The sequence below is a fragment of the Sulfuriflexus mobilis genome (assembly GCF_003967195.1).
Classification (GTDB): Bacteria; Pseudomonadota; Gammaproteobacteria; order AKS1; family AKS1; genus Sulfuriflexus; species Sulfuriflexus mobilis.
Map to the genome: position 1 here is coordinate 2,978,671 of NZ_AP018725.1, position 17,772 is coordinate 2,996,442.

General features: G+C 52.7%; 16 protein-coding genes and 1 tRNA gene. 6 read left to right on the forward strand and 11 right to left on the reverse strand.

Features of this window, described 5'->3' with window-relative positions:
• Window positions 1-4 precede the first annotated feature (4 nt).
• The 3 genes from rpoD (at window position 5) to EL386_RS14915 (ending at window position 4,334) form a co-directional block, all read left to right on the forward strand.
• A complete protein-coding gene (gene rpoD / locus EL386_RS14905) occupies window positions 5-1,834 on the forward strand; it encodes an RNA polymerase sigma factor RpoD (protein ID WP_126457393.1) in 1,830 nt (609 codons plus the stop codon).
• Window positions 1,835-1,937: 103 nt separating this feature from the next.
• Window positions 1,938-2,014, forward strand: a tRNA-Ile gene (locus EL386_RS14910).
• A gap of 220 nt (window positions 2,015-2,234) precedes the next feature.
• Window positions 2,235-4,334: a DUF748 domain-containing protein gene (locus EL386_RS14915; RefSeq protein WP_126457009.1), complete on the forward strand. Its 2,100-nt coding sequence runs from the start codon at window positions 2,235-2,237 to the stop codon at window positions 4,332-4,334.
• Window positions 4,335-4,423: 89 nt separating this feature from the next.
• On the opposite strand, the gene EL386_RS14920 is transcribed toward EL386_RS14915, so the two are convergent.
• Window positions 4,424-5,278 (reverse strand): phosphate/phosphite/phosphonate ABC transporter substrate-binding protein, encoded by an 855-nt coding sequence (locus tag EL386_RS14920; RefSeq protein ID WP_126457010.1) that lies wholly within the window; start codon window positions 5,276-5,278, stop codon window positions 4,424-4,426.
• A gap of 224 nt (window positions 5,279-5,502) precedes the next feature.
• On the opposite strand from EL386_RS14920, the gene EL386_RS14925 reads away from it, so the two are divergent.
• The 3 genes from EL386_RS14925 (at window position 5,503) to EL386_RS14935 (ending at window position 10,171) form a co-directional block, all read left to right on the forward strand.
• Window positions 5,503-6,579, forward strand: a complete 1,077-nt coding sequence (locus tag EL386_RS14925) for an efflux RND transporter periplasmic adaptor subunit (RefSeq protein ID WP_172597754.1) — start codon at window positions 5,503-5,505, stop codon at window positions 6,577-6,579.
• A gap of 11 nt (window positions 6,580-6,590) precedes the next feature.
• Window positions 6,591-9,755 carry an efflux RND transporter permease subunit gene (locus tag EL386_RS14930; RefSeq protein WP_232020214.1) on the forward strand — a complete coding sequence of 1,055 codons (3,165 nt, stop codon included), beginning with the start codon at window positions 6,591-6,593 and terminating at the stop codon, window positions 9,753-9,755.
• 74 nt (window positions 9,756-9,829) lie between these two features.
• Complete coding sequence (locus EL386_RS14935) at window positions 9,830-10,171, forward strand: pentapeptide repeat-containing protein (RefSeq protein ID WP_126457012.1); 342 nt, start codon at window positions 9,830-9,832, stop codon at window positions 10,169-10,171.
• Here the strand turns inward: EL386_RS14935 and EL386_RS14940 are convergent.
• The 10 genes from EL386_RS14940 to hisB all read right to left on the reverse strand — a co-directional run bounded on the left by EL386_RS14940 (window position 10,168) and on the right by hisB (window position 17,600).
• Window positions 10,168-12,000 carry a thioredoxin domain-containing protein gene (locus EL386_RS14940; protein WP_126457013.1) on the reverse strand — a complete coding sequence of 611 codons (1,833 nt, stop codon included), beginning with the start codon at window positions 11,998-12,000 and terminating at the stop codon, window positions 10,168-10,170. The two genes, EL386_RS14935 and EL386_RS14940, sit on opposite strands and share 4 nt — an antisense overlap.
• 73 nt (window positions 12,001-12,073) lie before the next feature.
• Complete coding sequence (gene tatC / locus EL386_RS14945; RefSeq protein ID WP_126457014.1) at window positions 12,074-13,069, reverse strand: twin-arginine translocase subunit TatC; 996 nt, start codon at window positions 13,067-13,069, stop codon at window positions 12,074-12,076.
• Window positions 13,053-13,460, reverse strand: a complete 408-nt coding sequence (gene tatB, locus EL386_RS14950; protein WP_126457015.1) for a Sec-independent protein translocase protein TatB — start codon at window positions 13,458-13,460, stop codon at window positions 13,053-13,055. The genes tatC and tatB overlap by 17 nt, the downstream gene beginning before the upstream one ends.
• A 59-nt stretch (window positions 13,461-13,519) precedes the next feature.
• Complete coding sequence (gene tatA / locus EL386_RS14955) at window positions 13,520-13,756, reverse strand: twin-arginine translocase TatA/TatE family subunit (RefSeq protein WP_126457016.1); 237 nt, start codon at window positions 13,754-13,756, stop codon at window positions 13,520-13,522.
• A gap of 30 nt (window positions 13,757-13,786) precedes the next feature.
• Window positions 13,787-14,104: a phosphoribosyl-ATP diphosphatase gene (locus EL386_RS14960; protein ID WP_126457017.1), complete on the reverse strand. Its 318-nt coding sequence runs from the start codon at window positions 14,102-14,104 to the stop codon at window positions 13,787-13,789.
• A gap of 2 nt (window positions 14,105-14,106) precedes the next feature.
• Entirely contained in the window at window positions 14,107-14,493 is a 387-nt protein-coding gene (gene hisI, locus EL386_RS14965) for a phosphoribosyl-AMP cyclohydrolase (RefSeq protein ID WP_126457018.1), read from the reverse strand.
• A gap of 303 nt (window positions 14,494-14,796) precedes the next feature.
• Window positions 14,797-15,570 (reverse strand): imidazole glycerol phosphate synthase subunit HisF, encoded by a 774-nt coding sequence (gene hisF / locus EL386_RS14970; protein ID WP_126457019.1) that lies wholly within the window; start codon window positions 15,568-15,570, stop codon window positions 14,797-14,799.
• A gap of 10 nt (window positions 15,571-15,580) precedes the next feature.
• A complete protein-coding gene (hisA, locus tag EL386_RS14975; protein ID WP_126457020.1) occupies window positions 15,581-16,324 on the reverse strand; it encodes a 1-(5-phosphoribosyl)-5-[(5-phosphoribosylamino)methylideneamino]imidazole-4-carboxamide isomerase in 744 nt (247 codons plus the stop codon).
• A gap of 13 nt (window positions 16,325-16,337) precedes the next feature.
• Window positions 16,338-16,985 carry an imidazole glycerol phosphate synthase subunit HisH gene (hisH, locus tag EL386_RS14980; RefSeq protein WP_126457021.1) on the reverse strand — a complete coding sequence of 216 codons (648 nt, stop codon included), beginning with the start codon at window positions 16,983-16,985 and terminating at the stop codon, window positions 16,338-16,340.
• Window positions 16,986-17,006: 21 nt separating this feature from the next.
• Window positions 17,007-17,600 (reverse strand): imidazoleglycerol-phosphate dehydratase HisB, encoded by a 594-nt coding sequence (hisB, locus tag EL386_RS14985; protein ID WP_126457022.1) that lies wholly within the window; start codon window positions 17,598-17,600, stop codon window positions 17,007-17,009.
• Window positions 17,601-17,772 lie beyond the last annotated feature (172 nt).

Here is a 17,772-nt window from a genome sequence, read left to right on the forward strand (position 1 = left end):
GGCAATGGATAAGGAAACACAACAATCTCAGCTTAAAGCACTGATTGCGAAGGGAAAGGAACAGAGTTACCTGACCTACGCTGAGGTTAATGATCACCTGCCAAACGAGATCGTCGATCCGGATCAGATCGAGGGTATCATCAGCATGATCACCGACATGGGTATCACCGTACAGGAGTTTGCCCCGGATGCGGACAGCCTTGTCATGTCAGATCAGGCCGTCAGCGCCGATGACGATGCCAGTGAAGAGGCCGCTGCCACGCTCGCCACCGTCGATGCCGAATTTGGTCGCACCACCGACCCGGTACGTATGTACATGCGCGAAATGGGCGCCGTTGAGCTGCTGACCCGTGAGGGTGAAATCCGCATCGCCAAGCGTATTGAAGAAGGCATGAACCAGATGCTCTCTGCGCTGGCCACCTACAGTGACACCATTGCCACCCTGCTCACAGAGGCCGACCGCTTCGAACGTGAAGAGACCCGCTTAACCGATATCCTCACCACCTTTATCGACCCGAACGCCCCGGACGTGATTGCCAAACCCGGCAATGCGCAGAGCAGCGCCGACGACAAAAAAGACGATGATGAGGAAGAAGAGGAAGTCGATACCGGTCCGGATCCGGAAGAGGCCAAGCAGCGTTTCGAGAGTATTCGCAAGCTCTACAAGCGTTACCTGAATGCCGTCAACAAACACGGCAACAAGGACGAAAAATGCCTGAAGATGCGCGAACAGCTTTCTGCGCAGTTCATGGAAATCAAACTGGCACAGCGCCTGATCGATCGTCTGGTCAATGACCTGCGCGGCATGGTCGACCGCATACGCGCTCAGGAAAAGGTCATTATGAATATCTGCGTGGAAAAGGCTCGTATGCCACGCAAGGACTTCATTGTTTCCTTCCCGGAAAATGAAACCAATCCTGAGTGGCTGGAAAAATTGCTGAAGTCCAGCAAGCCGTTTGCCAAGGTCCTGAAGGAACATGAGGACGAGATCCTGCGTGCGCAGAAGAAACTGATTGGACTGCAGGAAGAATCCAACATGACCATTGGCCAGATCAAGGACATCAATCGCAAGATGTCTATCGGTGAGGCCAAGGCACGTCGTGCGAAGAAGGAAATGGTTGAGGCCAACCTGCGTCTGGTGATCTCGATTGCGAAGAAATACACCAACCGCGGCCTGCAGTTCCTCGACCTGATTCAGGAAGGCAACATCGGCCTGATGAAGGCTGTCGACAAGTTTGAATACCGCCGTGGTTACAAGTTCTCGACCTATGCCACCTGGTGGATTCGCCAGGCCATTACGCGTTCGATTGCCGACCAGGCCCGTACCATCCGTATCCCGGTACACATGATTGAAACCATCAACAAACTGTCGCGTATCTCGCGGCAGATGGTGCAGGAAATGGGCCGTGAGCCGACACCGGAAGAACTGGCTGAACGCATGGAAATGCCGGAAGACAAGGTTCGCAAGGTCATGAAGATCGCCAAGGAACCGATCTCCATGGAAACCCCGATCGGTGATGACGAAGACTCACACCTCGGTGACTTCATTGAAGACGGTAATGCCCTGCTGCCACTGGATTCAGCGACTATCGAAGGCCTGCGTGAAGCCACCCAGGATATTCTCGACGGCCTAACCGCACGTGAAGCCAAGGTCTTGCGTATGCGTTTCGGTATCGACATGAATACCGACCATACACTGGAAGAAGTCGGCAAACAGTTTGACGTTACCCGTGAGCGTATCCGTCAGATCGAGGCCAAGGCCCTGCGTAAGCTGCGTCACCCGAGCCGCTCGGAACAGTTGCGCAGCTTCCTTGACCAGCAGACCGGTTCGTAAGCGTACCCAGCAGAAGCCGAAGAAAATAAAGGCCTGTCCGCAAAGACAGGCCTTTTTTCATACACAAGCTTTTAAAAATATTGCTACAATAACGCCTGTTCAGGGGCCTGTAGCTCAGTTGGTTAGAGCAGGGGACTCATAATCCCTTGGTCCAAGGTTCAAGTCCTTGCAGGCCCACCAAATAAAAGGCACAGCTTGTTTGCTGTGCCTTTTTTGTTTTCATTTACTCGCAGGACGCTCTATTAAGTCCGCAAGAATGCACAATTCGTAGTGTATTTATGCCCCCGCATACGACTACATATTTTTAACGGTCATTATTGATCCCATGTGACACATACCATCCATGTAGGCTATAGTCTATAAATACGTATAGCGTTATTCTGATAAATGTCTATTATTAATGCCTACTAAATTACAACGATGGCTTTATTGGCTGACGGGTGTTCTTGCCGGCATTGTGATTTTGTTTGTTACCTCGATTGCCCTCATACCTGCTACAACCATCTGGTTGGCCACTGGATGGCTCGAAGATCGGGGTGTACACAGCTCGATCGAGGATGTCAGCATTAACCTGTTTAATGGCCAGGTAAGAGTCTCCGGTTTTCAGGCAATTGGCCCGAACAAGAAGAAAATCAATCTCAGTGAATTATTTGTCTTTTTAAATATAAAAGATCTGTTCGACCATAAAATCACCATTGAAAAAGTCGAGTTTTCAGATTTCTATATTGATGTTCATCAGGAAACAGGAAAAACGTTAAGGTTCGGTGATATTGATTTTTCGCAAATCACGGACAAACAATCAACAACAGATCAAGACTCTACGCCATGGCCCGTTATTATAAAAGATATCGGATTCAGGAATTTCAAAACCTGTTACCAGCTATATAGCCACGAGGGTAAATCGCTCTATAACAATTGCCTTGCACTGGGTAGTTTTTCCGTGGATGGACAATCAAGTTACATTATAGATAAAAAAGCCGGTCAAAAAGACCTTGGTCTGTTGGCAAACTTATCCTTTGTTTTAAAGAATATTACATTACATGACAATCCTGATGATGCCGACGTGGTTACTATCGGCACCATGAAGGTCAATGGCTTGACGCTCAATGGATTAAATAACATTGATGTAGAATCCATTAATATCAACGACCTTGCTGTTTTGGAACTTAAAAGTTCTGATTCAGCAACCTTGAATAATAAACACGTCGCCTCAGTTAATAGTATTGCTGTCACTGATTTAAGTATTTTGCATACCAACAACTACCTGATTTCTGATATTGCTATTGATGGCCTGAATACTTACCTGTTTCGTAAAAAAGATGGAGAGCTTGGATTTTCTGAAAGGATAAAAAAACTTTTCCATCCCGAGACAGTACATCAATCGAAGATTGATACAACAGAACCTGACCCGGCGATTTTCAAAATCAATAATTTGTCTATTCAAGGTGATTCTAAGATTGCCATTAAAGATGATCGAGTCACACCATCCTATGTTGGGGTAGCCCGCGATATTAGTTTACAGTTAAGCCAGATAGATTCCTCTGACATCAACAACAAAAGTCCGATCTTACTATCAGCTATTGCAGGGGAGCATGGAAAAATTAATTTCAATGGTGAAATAGTTCTGTTCGCAAAACGCCCTACCGGTAATTTAAAAGGGTCTATTCAAGGAGTGAATGCTGCAGACTTTTCAGCTTATTTGAGTGATGCTCTTCATCACAATATTAAGAGTGGTTACATGGATGCGGATATCGCACTTGCTGTGGATCAGGGAAAACTTGATTCCACATTTAATTTTATCTTCCACAAATTTTATCTGGAGGAATCAGATCAAGGCACCTCAAAAGAATATACGGAAAAATTAGGTATCCCTCTTACACAGGCATTAAAACTACTCCGGAATAAAGATGGTAGTATCTATCTTAAATTACCCGTAACGGGTGATATTGAAAGTCCGGAATTTTCATTTAAAAATACGATAAACAAGGTCATTCTGGATTCAATCAAATATGCCGTTATTAACTATTACACACCTTTTGGCATTGTTACTCTGGGAACAAAAGTCTTTAATCTCGCTACAGCACTTCGCTTTGAACCCATCAAGTTTGAGGCCGCTGATACCGAACTGGACAGTAGTGACACAGGACAACTTGATAAACTTGCCATACTCCTTAATGAGCGGCCAGGTGTACATCTAATTTTATGTGGCCAGTCAACAATCGCTGATCGTATAACGATCTTTTCTATAGATAGCGCGTTAATGGATAAAGCTCGAAAGTCTGCAGCTGATGAGAAAACGGCGATCACGGCTATCGCTAACTTGTTACCTGCCGCCAGTCAATCTGAAATCACGCAATTGGTGAACCTGGCCATTCAACGGGGTAAAAATGTCCGCGACTACCTGTCGAAAAATAATGGCATTGACCCTTCCCGGTTGATTATGTGTAATCCAACATATACCAATGATACACAGGCACCCAGGGTAGAGATTTCAATTTAGTCGTAATATATCAGGCCGGTAGTCTTTATTTAGCTGGATGGTTTGCAGTTTCACCTTCCTGCCAGATTCTGCTCCGCCTCACAGCTCGATTATTCGTGAAAACCCCATACGGACAAAAGCAGGCGCGTCAGGTCGGTGTATTCGCTTTCCTTTACTGCAACGAAATTCTTGCTACGGAAGCGATTCAAAACCGGCTGTGGTCCCGGCTTACCCTCGCTGTCTAATAAGGCAAGGCGAATCTTTTCACGCGTAGCGGCATCGACACGCTTTGATATGGAAAATGTACGCGGTGGCAGGGGTTGCTTGTTTGTTGAATAGAGCAGTCTAAGGCCCTTGGTCTTGCCTGCCTTTTCAAACTTCTTCCAGAATGCGACTGGCAGGATCGCTGCATCCGCCTTGCCATCTTTCAGGCACTGCATGGAATCCTTGAAACTACGCTGTGCGACGATCACCGGCTGGCGAACCGGATTCGGAAAGGCGTCCAGCACCATGAGGGTGGCGAGGTTGGGCGAGTTTACCGCGCAGACCTTCTTTCCAACCAGTTCCTTGATATCTTTGATCGTGCCGCCATCCTTCACCGCTGCCATAAACACCAGCTCACCGGGGATACGCGCCAGGGGTATATGCCCGGTGTGTTGCATACGCCAGCTGACAAAATGTGGCCCATCAAAGATGATATCGAACTCATCCTTGCGCATCTTGCTCGTGTATTCGAGGAAGTTGCGCACCGGTACCAGCTTTACCTGTTTGCCACTGGCCTGTGACAGGTACTCGGCTAATGGCCCATAGAGTTTGTGTGTATCAGCCACCGACTGGGTGGGGGCCGTGGTCATGGTGATGACACCTGGTTCGGCCGCCGCTGCCCATGCCGGTAACAAGGACGTGCATAGCAACAGGGCCATGCGGAAAATCTTCAGCTTTAAGCAGCAAATTGCCTTCGACACTGGTCATACTCCTGGAATATGGCGGTTATTATTGTTTATTCTGGGCAACCGCCTCGTCCCCGATTATGGCAAAAAGCCACTAACAGTGAAACCATCCTCACACAAATCAGTCATATCAGGCATGGCCTGTATCCGTTGGGTGGACTTACCCCCCTGCCTGAAAGATCATACAATTAGTCCCTAATTTACCAGGATTTCCTGCCTGGCACAGGATGACAACAATAATGACAGCGCGTAGTCTTTCGTTTAGCGGTTTTCTCCTTCTCATCGCCGGCCTTATCCTGCAGTCCGGATGCTCTGATAAGCCTGCTGTGAATAAAAAGTCCCCCTCACGACCCGCCCAGCTGGTTGAACTCACCACGGCCAGCAAGCAGCTTGTCCGTCACAGCACGCAACGGACCGGCACCCTGCGTGCACGTAGCGAAATCAAGCTTTTCAACCAGGAAGAGGGCACACTTACCGAGATACCCTTTCACGAAGGCACCCATGTGAAAAAGGGCGATGTCCTGCTGCGCATCGATGACAAACTGCTGCGCGCGGAACTCGACAAGGCCGGGGCGACGCGTCGCCAGGCCGAACAGGACGTGGCGCGCCTGAAAAAACTGCGTGGTAAACGCCTGGTCGCCGAGGAAGAACTGGCACGCGCCATCACGGCCATGGATGTGGCCGAGGCCGAAGAGCGTCTGTTGCAGACCCGGCTGGGATATACCATCATACATGCCCCGATCGATGGCGTGATCAGTCAACGTCTTGCCGAACCCGGGCTGGTGGTCTCCCGGCATACGCACCTGCTGACGCTAATCGATACCGCAACCCTGATCACCGAAGTGGCCGTCTCCGAATTATTACTCCCCGACCTGCACAAGGGTGACAAGGTCGAAGTGCGTATCGATGCCCTGCTCGCACGGCGTTTTCATGGTGAAATCCTGCGTATTCATCCGAGCCTGAATGTTGCCACGCGCAGTGGCCTCGTAGAGATCATCCTTGACCCGGCACCGGACGGCGCACGCCCCGGGCAACTCTGCCGCGTTAACCTGCAAGGCCCGGCACAGGAACGTTTATTGATCCCGTTCTCTGCCCTGCGCCGTGATCACGAAGGCGAATTCGTCTTTGTCGTTGACGACCAGGACAAGGCTATTCGTACGACGGTGCACAGCGGTCTGCGTATTAATCAGGACATTGAGATCCTAGATGGGCTTGAAGAAGGGCAGCGTATAGTCGTCAAGGGTTTTCTTGGCCTCAAACATGACAAGCCGGTGCGCACGGCACCAGACAAGGCCGTCGATAACAATGTCCATTAGAGGAAACACGCTTGTCAGCCTATACCCATAACATGCGTTTCCGCAGTGGCGGCCTGGCCAGTTGGTCGATCCGCCATCCTGTCGGCATTATTATGATCACACTTGCCGTGCTTGTCCTTGGTGCGTTTGTACTTGAGCGTCTCTCCATCAACCTGCTGCCACATATTATCTATCCCGAGGTACGGGTACGCATCATCGACCCGGGGGTGCCGGCAACGGTGATGGAAGACCGTATTACCCGCCAGCTCGAGGAACAACTCGCCATTACCGAGGATGCCATCAGTGTGCAGTCACGCACTTCTGAAGGTGCCAGCTCGGTAGACCTGTCTTTTGAATATGGCAAGGACATCGACATTGCCCTGCGCGATGCCAGTACCCGTCTTGACCGGGCAAAACGTTTTCTCCCTACCTCGATCGACCCACCAGTCATTTATAAACGCGACCCTTCACAGATCCCGGTGATGGAATATGTGGTCAGTTCCTCGCAGATGGACGAGGTTAAGCTGCGTGACTGGGTGGATAGCACCTACTCCAAGTGGTTTCTGAACCTGCCAGGGGTCGCCTCGGTAGAAGTGGGCGGCGGGCTGGTCAGGGAGATCCTGGTTCTGCCCGATCAGGAACGCCTCAGCGGTCTGGGTCTGTCCATTGAGGATGTCGTCCGGGCTTTGCAACGCGGCAACGTCGAAGCCCCCGGCGGTCGTTTGATCATGCGCGAACAGGAAATTATCAGCCGCACCTCGGGGCGCTTTACCCGCGTCAGCGACATTGCCGAATTGCCCATTGCCTTGCCAGGTGGCGGCATGATCCGGCTGAGTAATGTTGCCGAGGTGATCGACGGTCACGAAGAGCAACGCCTGCAGGTTCGTTATAACGATATCCCCGGGGTCAAGGTCTCTATTCAGAAACAGCCCGATGCCAACACCGTCAATGTCGCCGAACGCGTACAACAGCAAGTGGCCTGGCTACAGACGCAGTCACTGCTACCGGAAGGCACGCGGGTGCAGATCGTCGACGACCAGTCGGTCTACGTTCGCAATGCCCTGAATAACGCCATTATGGCCGCCATCAGTGGTGCCATACTGGCGATGATCGTGGTCTACCTGTTCCTCGGTAACCTGCGCCACACCCTGATTATCGGTAGCGCCATCCCCATAGCGATCATGGTCACCTTTATCCTCATGGGCCTGGCCGACCTGAGCCTGAATATCATGACCCTGGGTGGGTTGGCCCTCGGCATCGGCATGCTGGTCGACAACACCATCGTCATGCTCGAGAACATCTCGCGTCACCAGCAGGAACATGACTTTGTACAATCCGATACCACGGCTGGGATGGATGAGGAATCTGCCGCGGCCGTCACCGCAGCGGGTGAGGTCAACAGCGCCATTGTGGCCTCTACCGCCACCAACCTGGCTGCGGTGCTGCCCTTCCTCTTCATCGGTGGATTGATTGGCCTGCTATTCCGTGAACTGATCTTTACGATCTCCGCCGCTATCGTCGCCTCACTGGTTGTTGCCCTTACCCTGGTACCGGCCCTGGCTGCCTCTGCCGCCGACAACAATAAAGTCTCTGTCATGCGTGTACGCATCGACGATTTCATGACATTGCTACGTAATGCCTATAGCAACTTGCTCGAGAAAATCCTGAACCACCGGAGTTTGCGCCTTACGGCCATGCTGACACTCCTTGTCGCCCTGCTTATTAGTATTTTTACCGTCTTTGCGACCAACAAGAATATTTTTCTGCCCACATTCGATGATGGCAAGTTACGCGTCAGCATCAGCGCCGATCCAGGTATTGCCTTGACAGAAATGGACCTTGCCGTACATAAGCTTGAAAAACTCCTGCGTGCCCAACCAGAGGTGACAGGCGTATTTTCAATTGTCGGTGGCCGCATCTTCGGCCGCTCCGAGTACGAGGCAAGCAATCAGAGCACCCTGACTGTACAACTCGTACCAGCATCGCGGCGCGACCTTTCCAGTGAGGCCTGGAAAGATAAAATACAGGCACTGATCCGCAAGCAAAATCTTGCCGGTATTCGTGTACGTATGCGTACCTATGGTATTCGTGGTTTCCGCACCAGCCGTGGTGATGATGACCTGAGTCTGCGTATCCAGGGCCCCGAACTGCAGACACTCGATGAGATTGGTGAAGCCATTATGCTGCGTCTGCGTGGCACCAAAGGCCTGCGCAACCTCAAACACTCCTCGGAAGAGGTTCGCCAGGAACTGGCCATCACCGTTGACCGTGAGCGCGCCACCAGCCTTGGCCTTGACGTGCAGGATGTCACGGATGCCTTGCACTATGCCCTGGATGGCGAGGTGGTTACTGACTTTATCGAGGGTGATCGCAGTTACGATGTCCGTGTCCGCCTGCCACGCAGCCGTATTGAAACCCCGCAGGATATCGAATCAATACTTCTGTTCGGCTCACGTAAAGATGCCGCTATCTACCTTGCCGATATCGCCAGTGTCACGGTCATTGCCAGCCCGGCGCAAATACTGCGTGACCGACAACAGCGTTATGTTGAGGTCAGCGCCTCATTGACCACAGAAAAACGTACGTCCGGTGAGATCCATGCCGATATTGAAACAAGGCTGGCCGGTCTGGAGTTGCCCGATGGTTATACGCTTTATGATGGTGGTTCCAAGCAGGCGTTGCAGGAAGGTAAACAACTCTCAGGGGTATTACTGGCGTTGGCCCTGTTTCTGGTGTTCGTGGTCATGGCCATACAATATGAGTCACTGCAAAACCCGCTGATCATCCTCTTGAGCGTGCCCTTCGCTGCCATTGGTGTTGCCATCGGTTTGTTTGTCACTGACCTGCCGGTATCCATGCCGGTGGCACTGGGTCTGATTATGCTTGCCGGTATTGTTGTGAATAATGCCATCATCATGGTCGAATACATTGAACTGCAGCGTGTCAACGGTCAAGACTTGCATAATGCCGTGCTCACTGCCGCACGCCTGCGCCTGCGCCCTATACTGATGGCGACGCTCACGACCGTGGTCGGTATGTTGCCGCTGGCCCTGAAGCTCGGCGAGGGTGCTGAAATGCTGCAACCCCTGGCGGTGACTATCGTCTCTGGCCTGAGTTTCTCGCTACTCGTCAGCCTGTTTCTGATCCCGATTATCTATACGGAATCGCACCGCTTGCTGCTTGCGCGGGAATCCTGAAGACGCTCTCTTGCCATGTACTGGTAAAGCGCCTACTGTATATTAATAGCTGACAATAAACTTTGGAGTGCATCATGGCCACACCTGAAATAAAGGATGACCACCTCTACCGCTTGTTACGCGAAGGCAAGATCGGAGACTTTAACCATGCCTGTGCCAGTGGAGAACAGCCTGACCTGAGTAATTGTGATATGCGTGGTCTTAGCCTGAAGGGGCTGAATGCCGATGGCCTCGACCTGCGTGGCTGTTATTTTCGCCAGGCCGACTTGCGTGGTATTGACTTTAGCAAGGCCAATCTTGAGGGTGCCAGTATTCATGCGGCAAAGATTTCCGGCTGCCTGTTCCCGACTACTCTCAGTGCCGATGAGATCAACCTGTCACTCACACATGGCACCCGCATGCGTTATCAGCGCTAGAATCTGAACGCCTCGCGAGCATGACTTGCAAACCAGTAAGGCTCGGCGAGTAGCATTTCCTGACCGGCTGCTACGGCCAGCATCACCCTCTTGCGCAGGTCTGCATTGTCGGTGTGCTGCAAAACATCCAGGCTTGCCTGCACAAGTACCGCCGAGGCAGAGGGAATAGGCCCGTCAGCCAGCATCACTTCCGTACTGGTCATCGCCAACAGACTGCTTTCCGTCAGTCGCCAGCCCTGGCGAGTATAGAAACGTGACCAGGCCTGTTCGATCACCTGCATGGCCAGCGAAAAATCTCCTGCCTTGTCTGTATATCTGGCCCAATCCACCAGGCCCTGCGCGACATAGGCATAATCTTCGAGGGTCGCCTGACCAATCGGCTGGCCGCGGCCGTCACGTGCGCGTATGACCTGCTCATGCTCCCACAGTGTGTTAACAATATAATCACGTATCTCGCGGGCCGCTGACTGGTAGGTCTTATCACCGGTCTGTTGCGCCGCCTGCGCAAAGGCCGACAGGGCCATGCCGTTCCAGCCGGCCAGTCGCTTGTTATCTACGGGCAGGTTACGCTGGCTACGCTGTTGAAACATTTTTTTCCGTGCAGACTGCAGACTTTTTTCAAGCCCAGCCTCGCTGATGCCCAGCTCGGCGGCTACCTCGGCGGGCTCACGCAGGGCGATGGGCAGGTAACCGTCTTCTGTTGTCGGCCCGCCACTTATCTGCCAGGCCTTTTCCACCGCCAGCCATTCCTTGGCTGTAAGGAGTTGTTGCAGTGTCTCTACCTGCCACAGGTAAAAACCGCCTTCGACCTGCTTATCGTCTATCGCCGACAAACTTGCATACATACCGCCCTGCGGGCTGCGCAGGCTGGTCAGCATAAAATCGAGTGTTTCACGTGCGGTTTTTAAGTAACGTGTTTCATTCAAGACCTTACTGGCGCGCAGGTATAGCCGGGCCAACAAGGCATTGTCGTAAAGCATTTTCTCAAAGTGGGGGACTCGCCATTGCGGGTCCACCGTGTAACGGAAGAAACCACCGCCGATCAAATCATTCAGGCCCAGTCGTGACATGTTGTCCAGGGTCAGACGCAGAAAATCCCCCACCTGGCTGTCCTGCTCGTCTGCATAGACATCCAGCATGGCCTCCAACTGTGGCACGGATGGAAATTTACTCTGGTTACCAAAGCCACCGGCAAAGCTATCGGCACGGGAGAGTGTTTCATTTCTCAGGGCTTTGCGCGCCTTCTCAGCGAGACCTTTTTGAAGCGTAGTCTCCTGTCGCCCCCGTGGGACCTGTAACTCCTCATTGGCGAGACGTGCATCGTCTGCCAGTTGCTGTGGGTTTTGTTGCCAGAGTGTGTTCAGTTCAGTCAACAGGGCATCAAAGTCTTTTGCCGGTAAATAGACAATGCCGAGCAGGGGATGGCCCTGTGGGGTAATAAAGACATTCAGCGGCCAACCGGAATAGCCGCGCGTGCGTTCCACAAACTCGATGAGGCGGCTATCCAAGGCCGGGTTTAATTCACGGTCAACCTTGATCGGAATAAAATCCCGGTTAAGCTTTGTCGCGATCGCCGCGTCCTGGTAACTCTCGCGCTGCATGACATGGCACCAGTGGCAGGCAAAATAACCGATCGAGACAAACAGCAGTTTGTTTTCCTTGCGTGCGGCGGCCACGGCCTGCTCATTCCACTCCTGCCAATGCACCGGGTCGCCGCCATGCATGGCAAGGTAGGGCGAGGCATTGTTGGCGAGGGTATTCTTCAGGTCGGCATGGGCGATACTGACCATTAACAACAGGCTAATGCCCAGCATCAGACGTCGGTACATACGCAACTCCAGAAGTAATTATTTATTATATGACAACAGGGAGGCGGGGTTTATTCCCGGTTGATGCCGGAAATTACTGTTTTTCGCCCTTGTCCTTAGGCGGCGTATCCGTGTCGTCTGTTTCTTCATCGGCTTCGTCTTCTTTCTCCATACGGTCCAGCTCGGCCTCCATCTCCTCGTCGGTCAGCTCCTCGTAGGGTTCATCGTCTTGCCCCTCTTCGACAACACTGGCCGGTTCTTGCGGGCTATCCGTCGACGTCGCCGCAGCCGCGGCGGCCGCCTTCGGCATAATGCTATGCTCTGCCTCTTCACTGCTGTCGTCAGCATACTCATCTGCATCACGCTTCGGCATCCGGCGTGAGAAGAATAAACCCACCTCGAACAACATCCACATCGGCAGGGCCAGCAGGGTCTGCGAGATGATATCCGGCGGGGTCATGAGCATGCCAATAATGAAGGCACCGACGATGACATAGGCACGTTTTTCTGCCAGCTTCTCGGGCGTGGTCATACCGGTCCAGCACATGAGGATGGTGGCAATCGGTACCTCGAAGGCGATACCGAAGGCGATAAATAGCTTCAAGACAAAATCGAGGTACTTGGAGATATCGGTCATCACCGCCACGCCTTCCGGGGCGACTCCAATGAAAAAACCAAACACGAGCGGGAATACAATGTAGTAGGCAAAGGCGATGCCGGCATAGAACAGCAAGGTACTCGAGACCAGCAGCGGGATAACGAGTTTCTGCTCATGCTGATAAAGACCCGGGGCGATAAAGGCCCAGGTCTGGTAAAGCAGGTAGGGTACGGCGATAAAGATCGCGGCGATCAGCGCCAGCTTGAAAGGGGTCAAAAACGGTGAAGCGACCTCGGTCGCAATCATCTGCGTGCCTTGTGGCATGTGTCTTAACAAGGGTTCGGCAAGCAGGGAATACAGGTCGTTGGCGAAATACAGCAATGGCAACAACAGCAACACAATGACCAGTACACTTCGCAACAACCGATCCCGCAACTCGATGAGGTGCGAAAGGAAGGCGGGTTCTGTCGGGGTGTTATCTTGCTCGCTCATCGTCGACCGGTTGTTTTACTTCTTTCTTGTCTTCTTCTTTCTTGTCTTCTTCTTTCTTGTCTTCTTCTTTCTTGTCTTCTTCTTTCTTGTCTTCTTCATCGACGATGGCCCGCAACAGGTAATCCTGCTGCTTCACATCCTCGGCCACCGATCGGGTTTCCTCAATGATCTCGTGCACACCGACAGAATCGGTATGTTGTTTCATGATGCGCTTGAGTTCCTCTGCCTTCAGTTCCTGGTCAATATCGGCCTTCACTGAGCCGACAAAGCCGCGTAACTTGCCTAGCCATAGCCCGGCAGAACGCGCGACATGTGGCAGGCGTTCGGGACCTATCACCAGTAAGGCAACGATCGCGATAAGGATAAGTTCGAAAAAGCCGATATCAAACATGACATCACCGAACGGTGCGAGGCTACAAGGGCCTATACGCCGTTAACAGGGGGCTGGCTTCAGCCCTTATCCTTTTCCTTGTCTTCTTTGACGACTTCAGCATCTATGGCGTCGCTGTCTTTCTTCGCCAGTGTTGCCGTCTCTTCGTCTTCACCTTCCTTCATCGACTTGCGGAAACTCCGCAGTGCACCGCCCAGGTCACCACCGACATTACGCAACTTCTTGGTGCCGAACAGCAATATGACGATCACCAGAATAAGGATGAGTGAGCCCACTCCAATTCCACCAAAACCCATTGTCTTATCTCCTAAAAAATTATCCCGCGCCTACTTGCTGCGCGAGGCCTTCTCTTCATGACCTGAGACACCGAAGCGACGTTGCAGTTCTGCAAGTACATCTTTCGGCCCCAGCCCTTCGTTGGCCAACATCACCAGGGTATGAAACCACAGGTCGGCAGTCTCATAGACGATTTGCGCCTTGTCACCCGACTTGGCGGCGATCACCGTCTCGGTGGCCTCTTCACCGACCTTTTTTAAAATCGTATCCAGACCCTTGGCATACAGACTTGCGACGTAAGAGGAGTCAGCCTTGGCCTGCTTACGTTCTTCGAGTGTCTCGGCAATCTGTTCGAGTATGTCGCTCATGTCTATTTATAAATCTCGCTCGGATCTTTCAGTACCGGCTCAACCTCAACCCAGTTACCATTTTCATAGCGCTTGAAAAAACAGTTATGCCGACCGGTATGACAGGCAATGCCGCCGTGTTGCTCAACCGTAATCAAGAGCACATCATTATCACAGTCGAGGCGGATGTCATGCAGCGCCTGCACATTCCCGGACTCTTCACCCTTGTGCCATAATTTGCCACGCGAGCGTGACCAGTATACGGCCTCATTCTTTTCCACGGTCAGTTGCAGGGACTCGCGGCTCATCCAGGCGAACATGAGCACCTTACCCGTCCCCAGTTCCTGGGTAATCACAGGCACCAGGCCGTCGCCGGTCCATTTGATCTCGTCGAGCCACTGGCCTGACATATTATCCTCCCGGAAAAACACAACGCCTAGTGTAACAAAATTATTGTTATAAGCGTTACGAGCGCAGCTGAGACAAGGCATAAGTAGCCGAAAAATCGCGAGTTGCCTCGACCCGAAGGGTGAGTTACGCATAATGAACCCCGCAGGGGGTTCTATGCGTAAGTGACTCATTTTGCTCATAGAACCTCTCGAGGTTCATTGCGGGTTAACCGGACTCACTGGGGCAATGAGTGGGCTACTCATGATGATGCCTGAAAGGTATCTATGAGCCACTAAGCATCGTTCCGACGGTTCAGGGCAAGCTCAGAGGCGGACTTCGATGCCCCGATCGGCCATATGACGCTTGGCCTCCTGCACGGTATGGTCGCCGAAATGGAAGATACTCGCGGCCAGCACCGCATCGGCCTTGCCCTGGATGATGCCCTCGGCAAGGTGGTCGAGTGTACCAACACCGCCGGAGGCAATCACGGGCACGTCGACGGCCTCACTAATGGCCCGGGTCAGCTCGACATCAAAACCATCGCGGGTACCATCCCGGTCCATACTCGTCAGCAGAATCTCGCCGGCACCGTATTCGACCATGCGCCGGGCCCACTCAATCGCTTCCAGTCCGGTGCCCTGTCGGCCACCGTGGGTAAATATCTCCCAGCGTGGTGGTTCACCCTCGGCGCTGACGCGCTTGGCATCGATCGATACAACAATGCACTGTGAACCAAACTTCTCCGCTGCCTCGCGCACAAACTCCGGGCGGTTTACAGCCGCCGTATTGATGCCGACCTTGTCGGCACCGGCATTGAGCAAGCGACGAATATCGTCCACCGTACGGATTCCGCCACCGACGGTCAGCGGGATAAAGACCTGACCCGCGACTTGCTCGACGACATGCACAATGGTCTCACGGTCATCGGAGCTGGCGGTGATATCGAGAAAGGTGATCTCATCTGCGCCCTGCTCGTCGTAACGCTTGGCAACCTCGACCGGGTCACCGGCATCGCGGATATCGACAAACTGCACGCCTTTCACAACGCGGCCGTTATCGACATCGAGACAGGGGATGATTCTTTTCGCCAGGCCCATGAAAAGTCTCTTATTCCTTACCGCAGAGTTCATCGGCCAGCGCCTGGCCTTCGGCGAAGTCGAGTGTACCTTCGTAAATGGCACGCCCGGTAATCGCACCGATAACACCCTCTTCATAAAATTTCGAGAGTTCACGCACATCATCAAGGTTGGTTATCCCACCGGAGGCGATCACCGGGATCTTGATCGCACGGGCCAGCTCTACCGTAGACTCGAGATTAACACCCGTCATCATACCGTCGCGGCCAATGTCAGTGAAGATAATGGCTTCGACACCATCTTTCTCAAAATGCTGCGCCATATCGATGACATCATGGTGAGACAGTTTTGACCAGCCATCGATCGCCACCTTGCCATCCTTCGCATCCAGACCAACGATGATGTGACCCGGGAACTCAAGACACAACTCAGAAACAAAGTGCGGGGCACTCACGGCCTTGGTACCGATGATGCAGTACTGCACACCGGCACTTAAATAGGTTTGCACCGTGTCTTCATCGCGAATACCGCCGCCGACCTGAATAGACAGGTCCGGATAGGCCTCGGCGATATCGTGAATGACACCAGCATTAACCGGTTCGCCGGCAAAGGCACCATCAAGGTCAACGATATGCAGGCGACGTGCCCCTGCTTCGACCCAACGTCCGGCCATCGCCACCGGGTCATCGGAGAACACCGTAGAGTCATTCATCTTGCCTTGTCGCAGGCGTACACACTTGCCTTCTTTAAGGTCGATTGCCGGTATTAACAACATGCTTTATGTCCTCTTAGAGACTGCCATCCCATTGCACAAAATTTTCCAGCAGGGTTAGCCCGGAATGCTGGCTCTTTTCCGGGTGAAACTGTGCTGCAAAGACATTATCGCGGGCAATCACCGATGTAAACAGCCCGCCATAGTTGGTTGAGCCGGCAATAAACTCGGGCCCCTGCGGCTCAACGTAATAACCGTGAACAAAGTAAAAGCGACTGCCATCGGCAATGTTTTTCCACAACGGGTGGCTCATGGTCTGAAAGACCTCGTTCCAGCCCATGTGCGGGATCTTCAGGCGCTCGCCCTTGTCATCCTTCAGGCCCTCGGCAAAGCGGCGCACTGTACCGGGAAAAATGCCGAGGCACTCAATACCATTGTTCTCTTCACTATGATCCATGAGCGCATGCATGCCCAGACAAACCCCGAGCAGGGGTTTATCTTTTGCGCATTCACGCACCACGTCGTCAAGTTCGAGCCGTTGCAGTTCAGACATACAATCGCGGATCGCACCGACACCGGGGAAGATCACACGATCGGCAGCAAGGATGACATCGGCATCGGCGCTGACAATAACACGCGCGGCGGCATCGGCAACATGCTCGACGGCCTTCGCCACCGAGTGCAAATTGCCCATTCCGTAATCAATAACAGCTAGGGTACTCATAGTCTGGGAGTCGTCGGAGGTTTACAGGCTACCCTTGGTCGAAGGAAGAATACCCGCCATGCGTTCATCATGCTCGGCGGCCATGCGCAGGGCTCGACCAAAGGCCTTGAAGATGGTCTCGGCGACGTGGTGCGCATTCTTGCCACGGATATTATCGATGTGCAGCGTGGCCTTGGCGTGGTTAACAAAGCCCTGGAAAAACTCCACGAACAGGTCGACATCAAATTCGCCGATCGCCGCGCGCGGGAAGTCGACGCCGTACTCGAGACCCGGGCGACCCGAGAAATCGATAACGACGCGTGAAAGGGCCTCATCCAGCGGCACATAGGCGTGGCCGTAGCGACGGATACCAGACTTGTCGCCCAGTGCCTCGGCCATGGCCTGGCCCAGGGTGATGCCAATGTCTTCCACCGTGTGGTGGGCATCGATGTGCAGGTCACCCTTGGCCTGGATATCGAGGTCGATCATGCCGTGGCGGGCGACCTGGTCGAGCATGTGGTCGAGGAACGGCACACCGGTCTCGAATTTGGCTTCACCGCGCCCATCCAGATTGAGGGAGATCGAGATTTGCGTCTCGTTGGTATTGCGGGCCACACTGGCCTTACGTTCTGACATGGATGTCTTCCAGTAAATCAGTCACTTCAGGGCGCATAGGATACCTGCACACACGCCCGGATCAAGCTTTAATAAAGGTTTGCTACTGCTGTGGCGATCATACCTGATTTTTTGTGACAAAAAGTCACAAAAACCGTCTTTTCTTGATCGATGTCAAGGTACAGAATTCTGG

Excerpts from the sequence above, each read along its gene's own strand:
- hisA (WP_126457020.1), bottom strand. The coding sequence starts at position 16,324 with ATGTTGTTAATACCGGCAATCGACCTTAAAGAAGGCAAGTGTGTACGC.
- EL386_RS14925 (WP_172597754.1), top strand. The coding sequence starts at position 5,503 with ATGACAGCGCGTAGTCTTTCGTTTAGCGGTTTTCTCCTTCTCATCGCC.
- hisH (WP_126457021.1), bottom strand. The coding sequence starts at position 16,985 with ATGAGTACCCTAGCTGTTATTGATTACGGAATGGGCAATTTGCACTCG.
- tatA (WP_126457016.1), bottom strand. The coding sequence starts at position 13,756 with ATGGGTTTTGGTGGAATTGGAGTGGGCTCACTCATCCTTATTCTGGTG.
- EL386_RS14915 (WP_126457009.1), top strand. The coding sequence starts at position 2,235 with ATGCCTACTAAATTACAACGATGGCTTTATTGGCTGACGGGTGTTCTT.
- EL386_RS14940 (WP_126457013.1), bottom strand. The coding sequence starts at position 12,000 with ATGTACCGACGTCTGATGCTGGGCATTAGCCTGTTGTTAATGGTCAGT.
- rpoD (WP_126457393.1), top strand. The coding sequence starts at position 5 with ATGGATAAGGAAACACAACAATCTCAGCTTAAAGCACTGATTGCGAAG.
- EL386_RS14935 (WP_126457012.1), top strand. The coding sequence starts at position 9,830 with ATGGCCACACCTGAAATAAAGGATGACCACCTCTACCGCTTGTTACGC.
- hisF (WP_126457019.1), bottom strand. The coding sequence starts at position 15,570 with ATGGGCCTGGCGAAAAGAATCATCCCCTGTCTCGATGTCGATAACGGC.
- hisI (WP_126457018.1), bottom strand. The coding sequence starts at position 14,493 with ATGTCAGGCCAGTGGCTCGACGAGATCAAATGGACCGGCGACGGCCTG.
- tatC (WP_126457014.1), bottom strand. The coding sequence starts at position 13,069 with ATGAGCGAGCAAGATAACACCCCGACAGAACCCGCCTTCCTTTCGCAC.
- hisB (WP_126457022.1), bottom strand. The coding sequence starts at position 17,600 with ATGTCAGAACGTAAGGCCAGTGTGGCCCGCAATACCAACGAGACGCAA.
- tatB (WP_126457015.1), bottom strand. The coding sequence starts at position 13,460 with ATGTTTGATATCGGCTTTTTCGAACTTATCCTTATCGCGATCGTTGCC.
- EL386_RS14960 (WP_126457017.1), bottom strand. The coding sequence starts at position 14,104 with ATGAGCGACATACTCGAACAGATTGCCGAGACACTCGAAGAACGTAAG.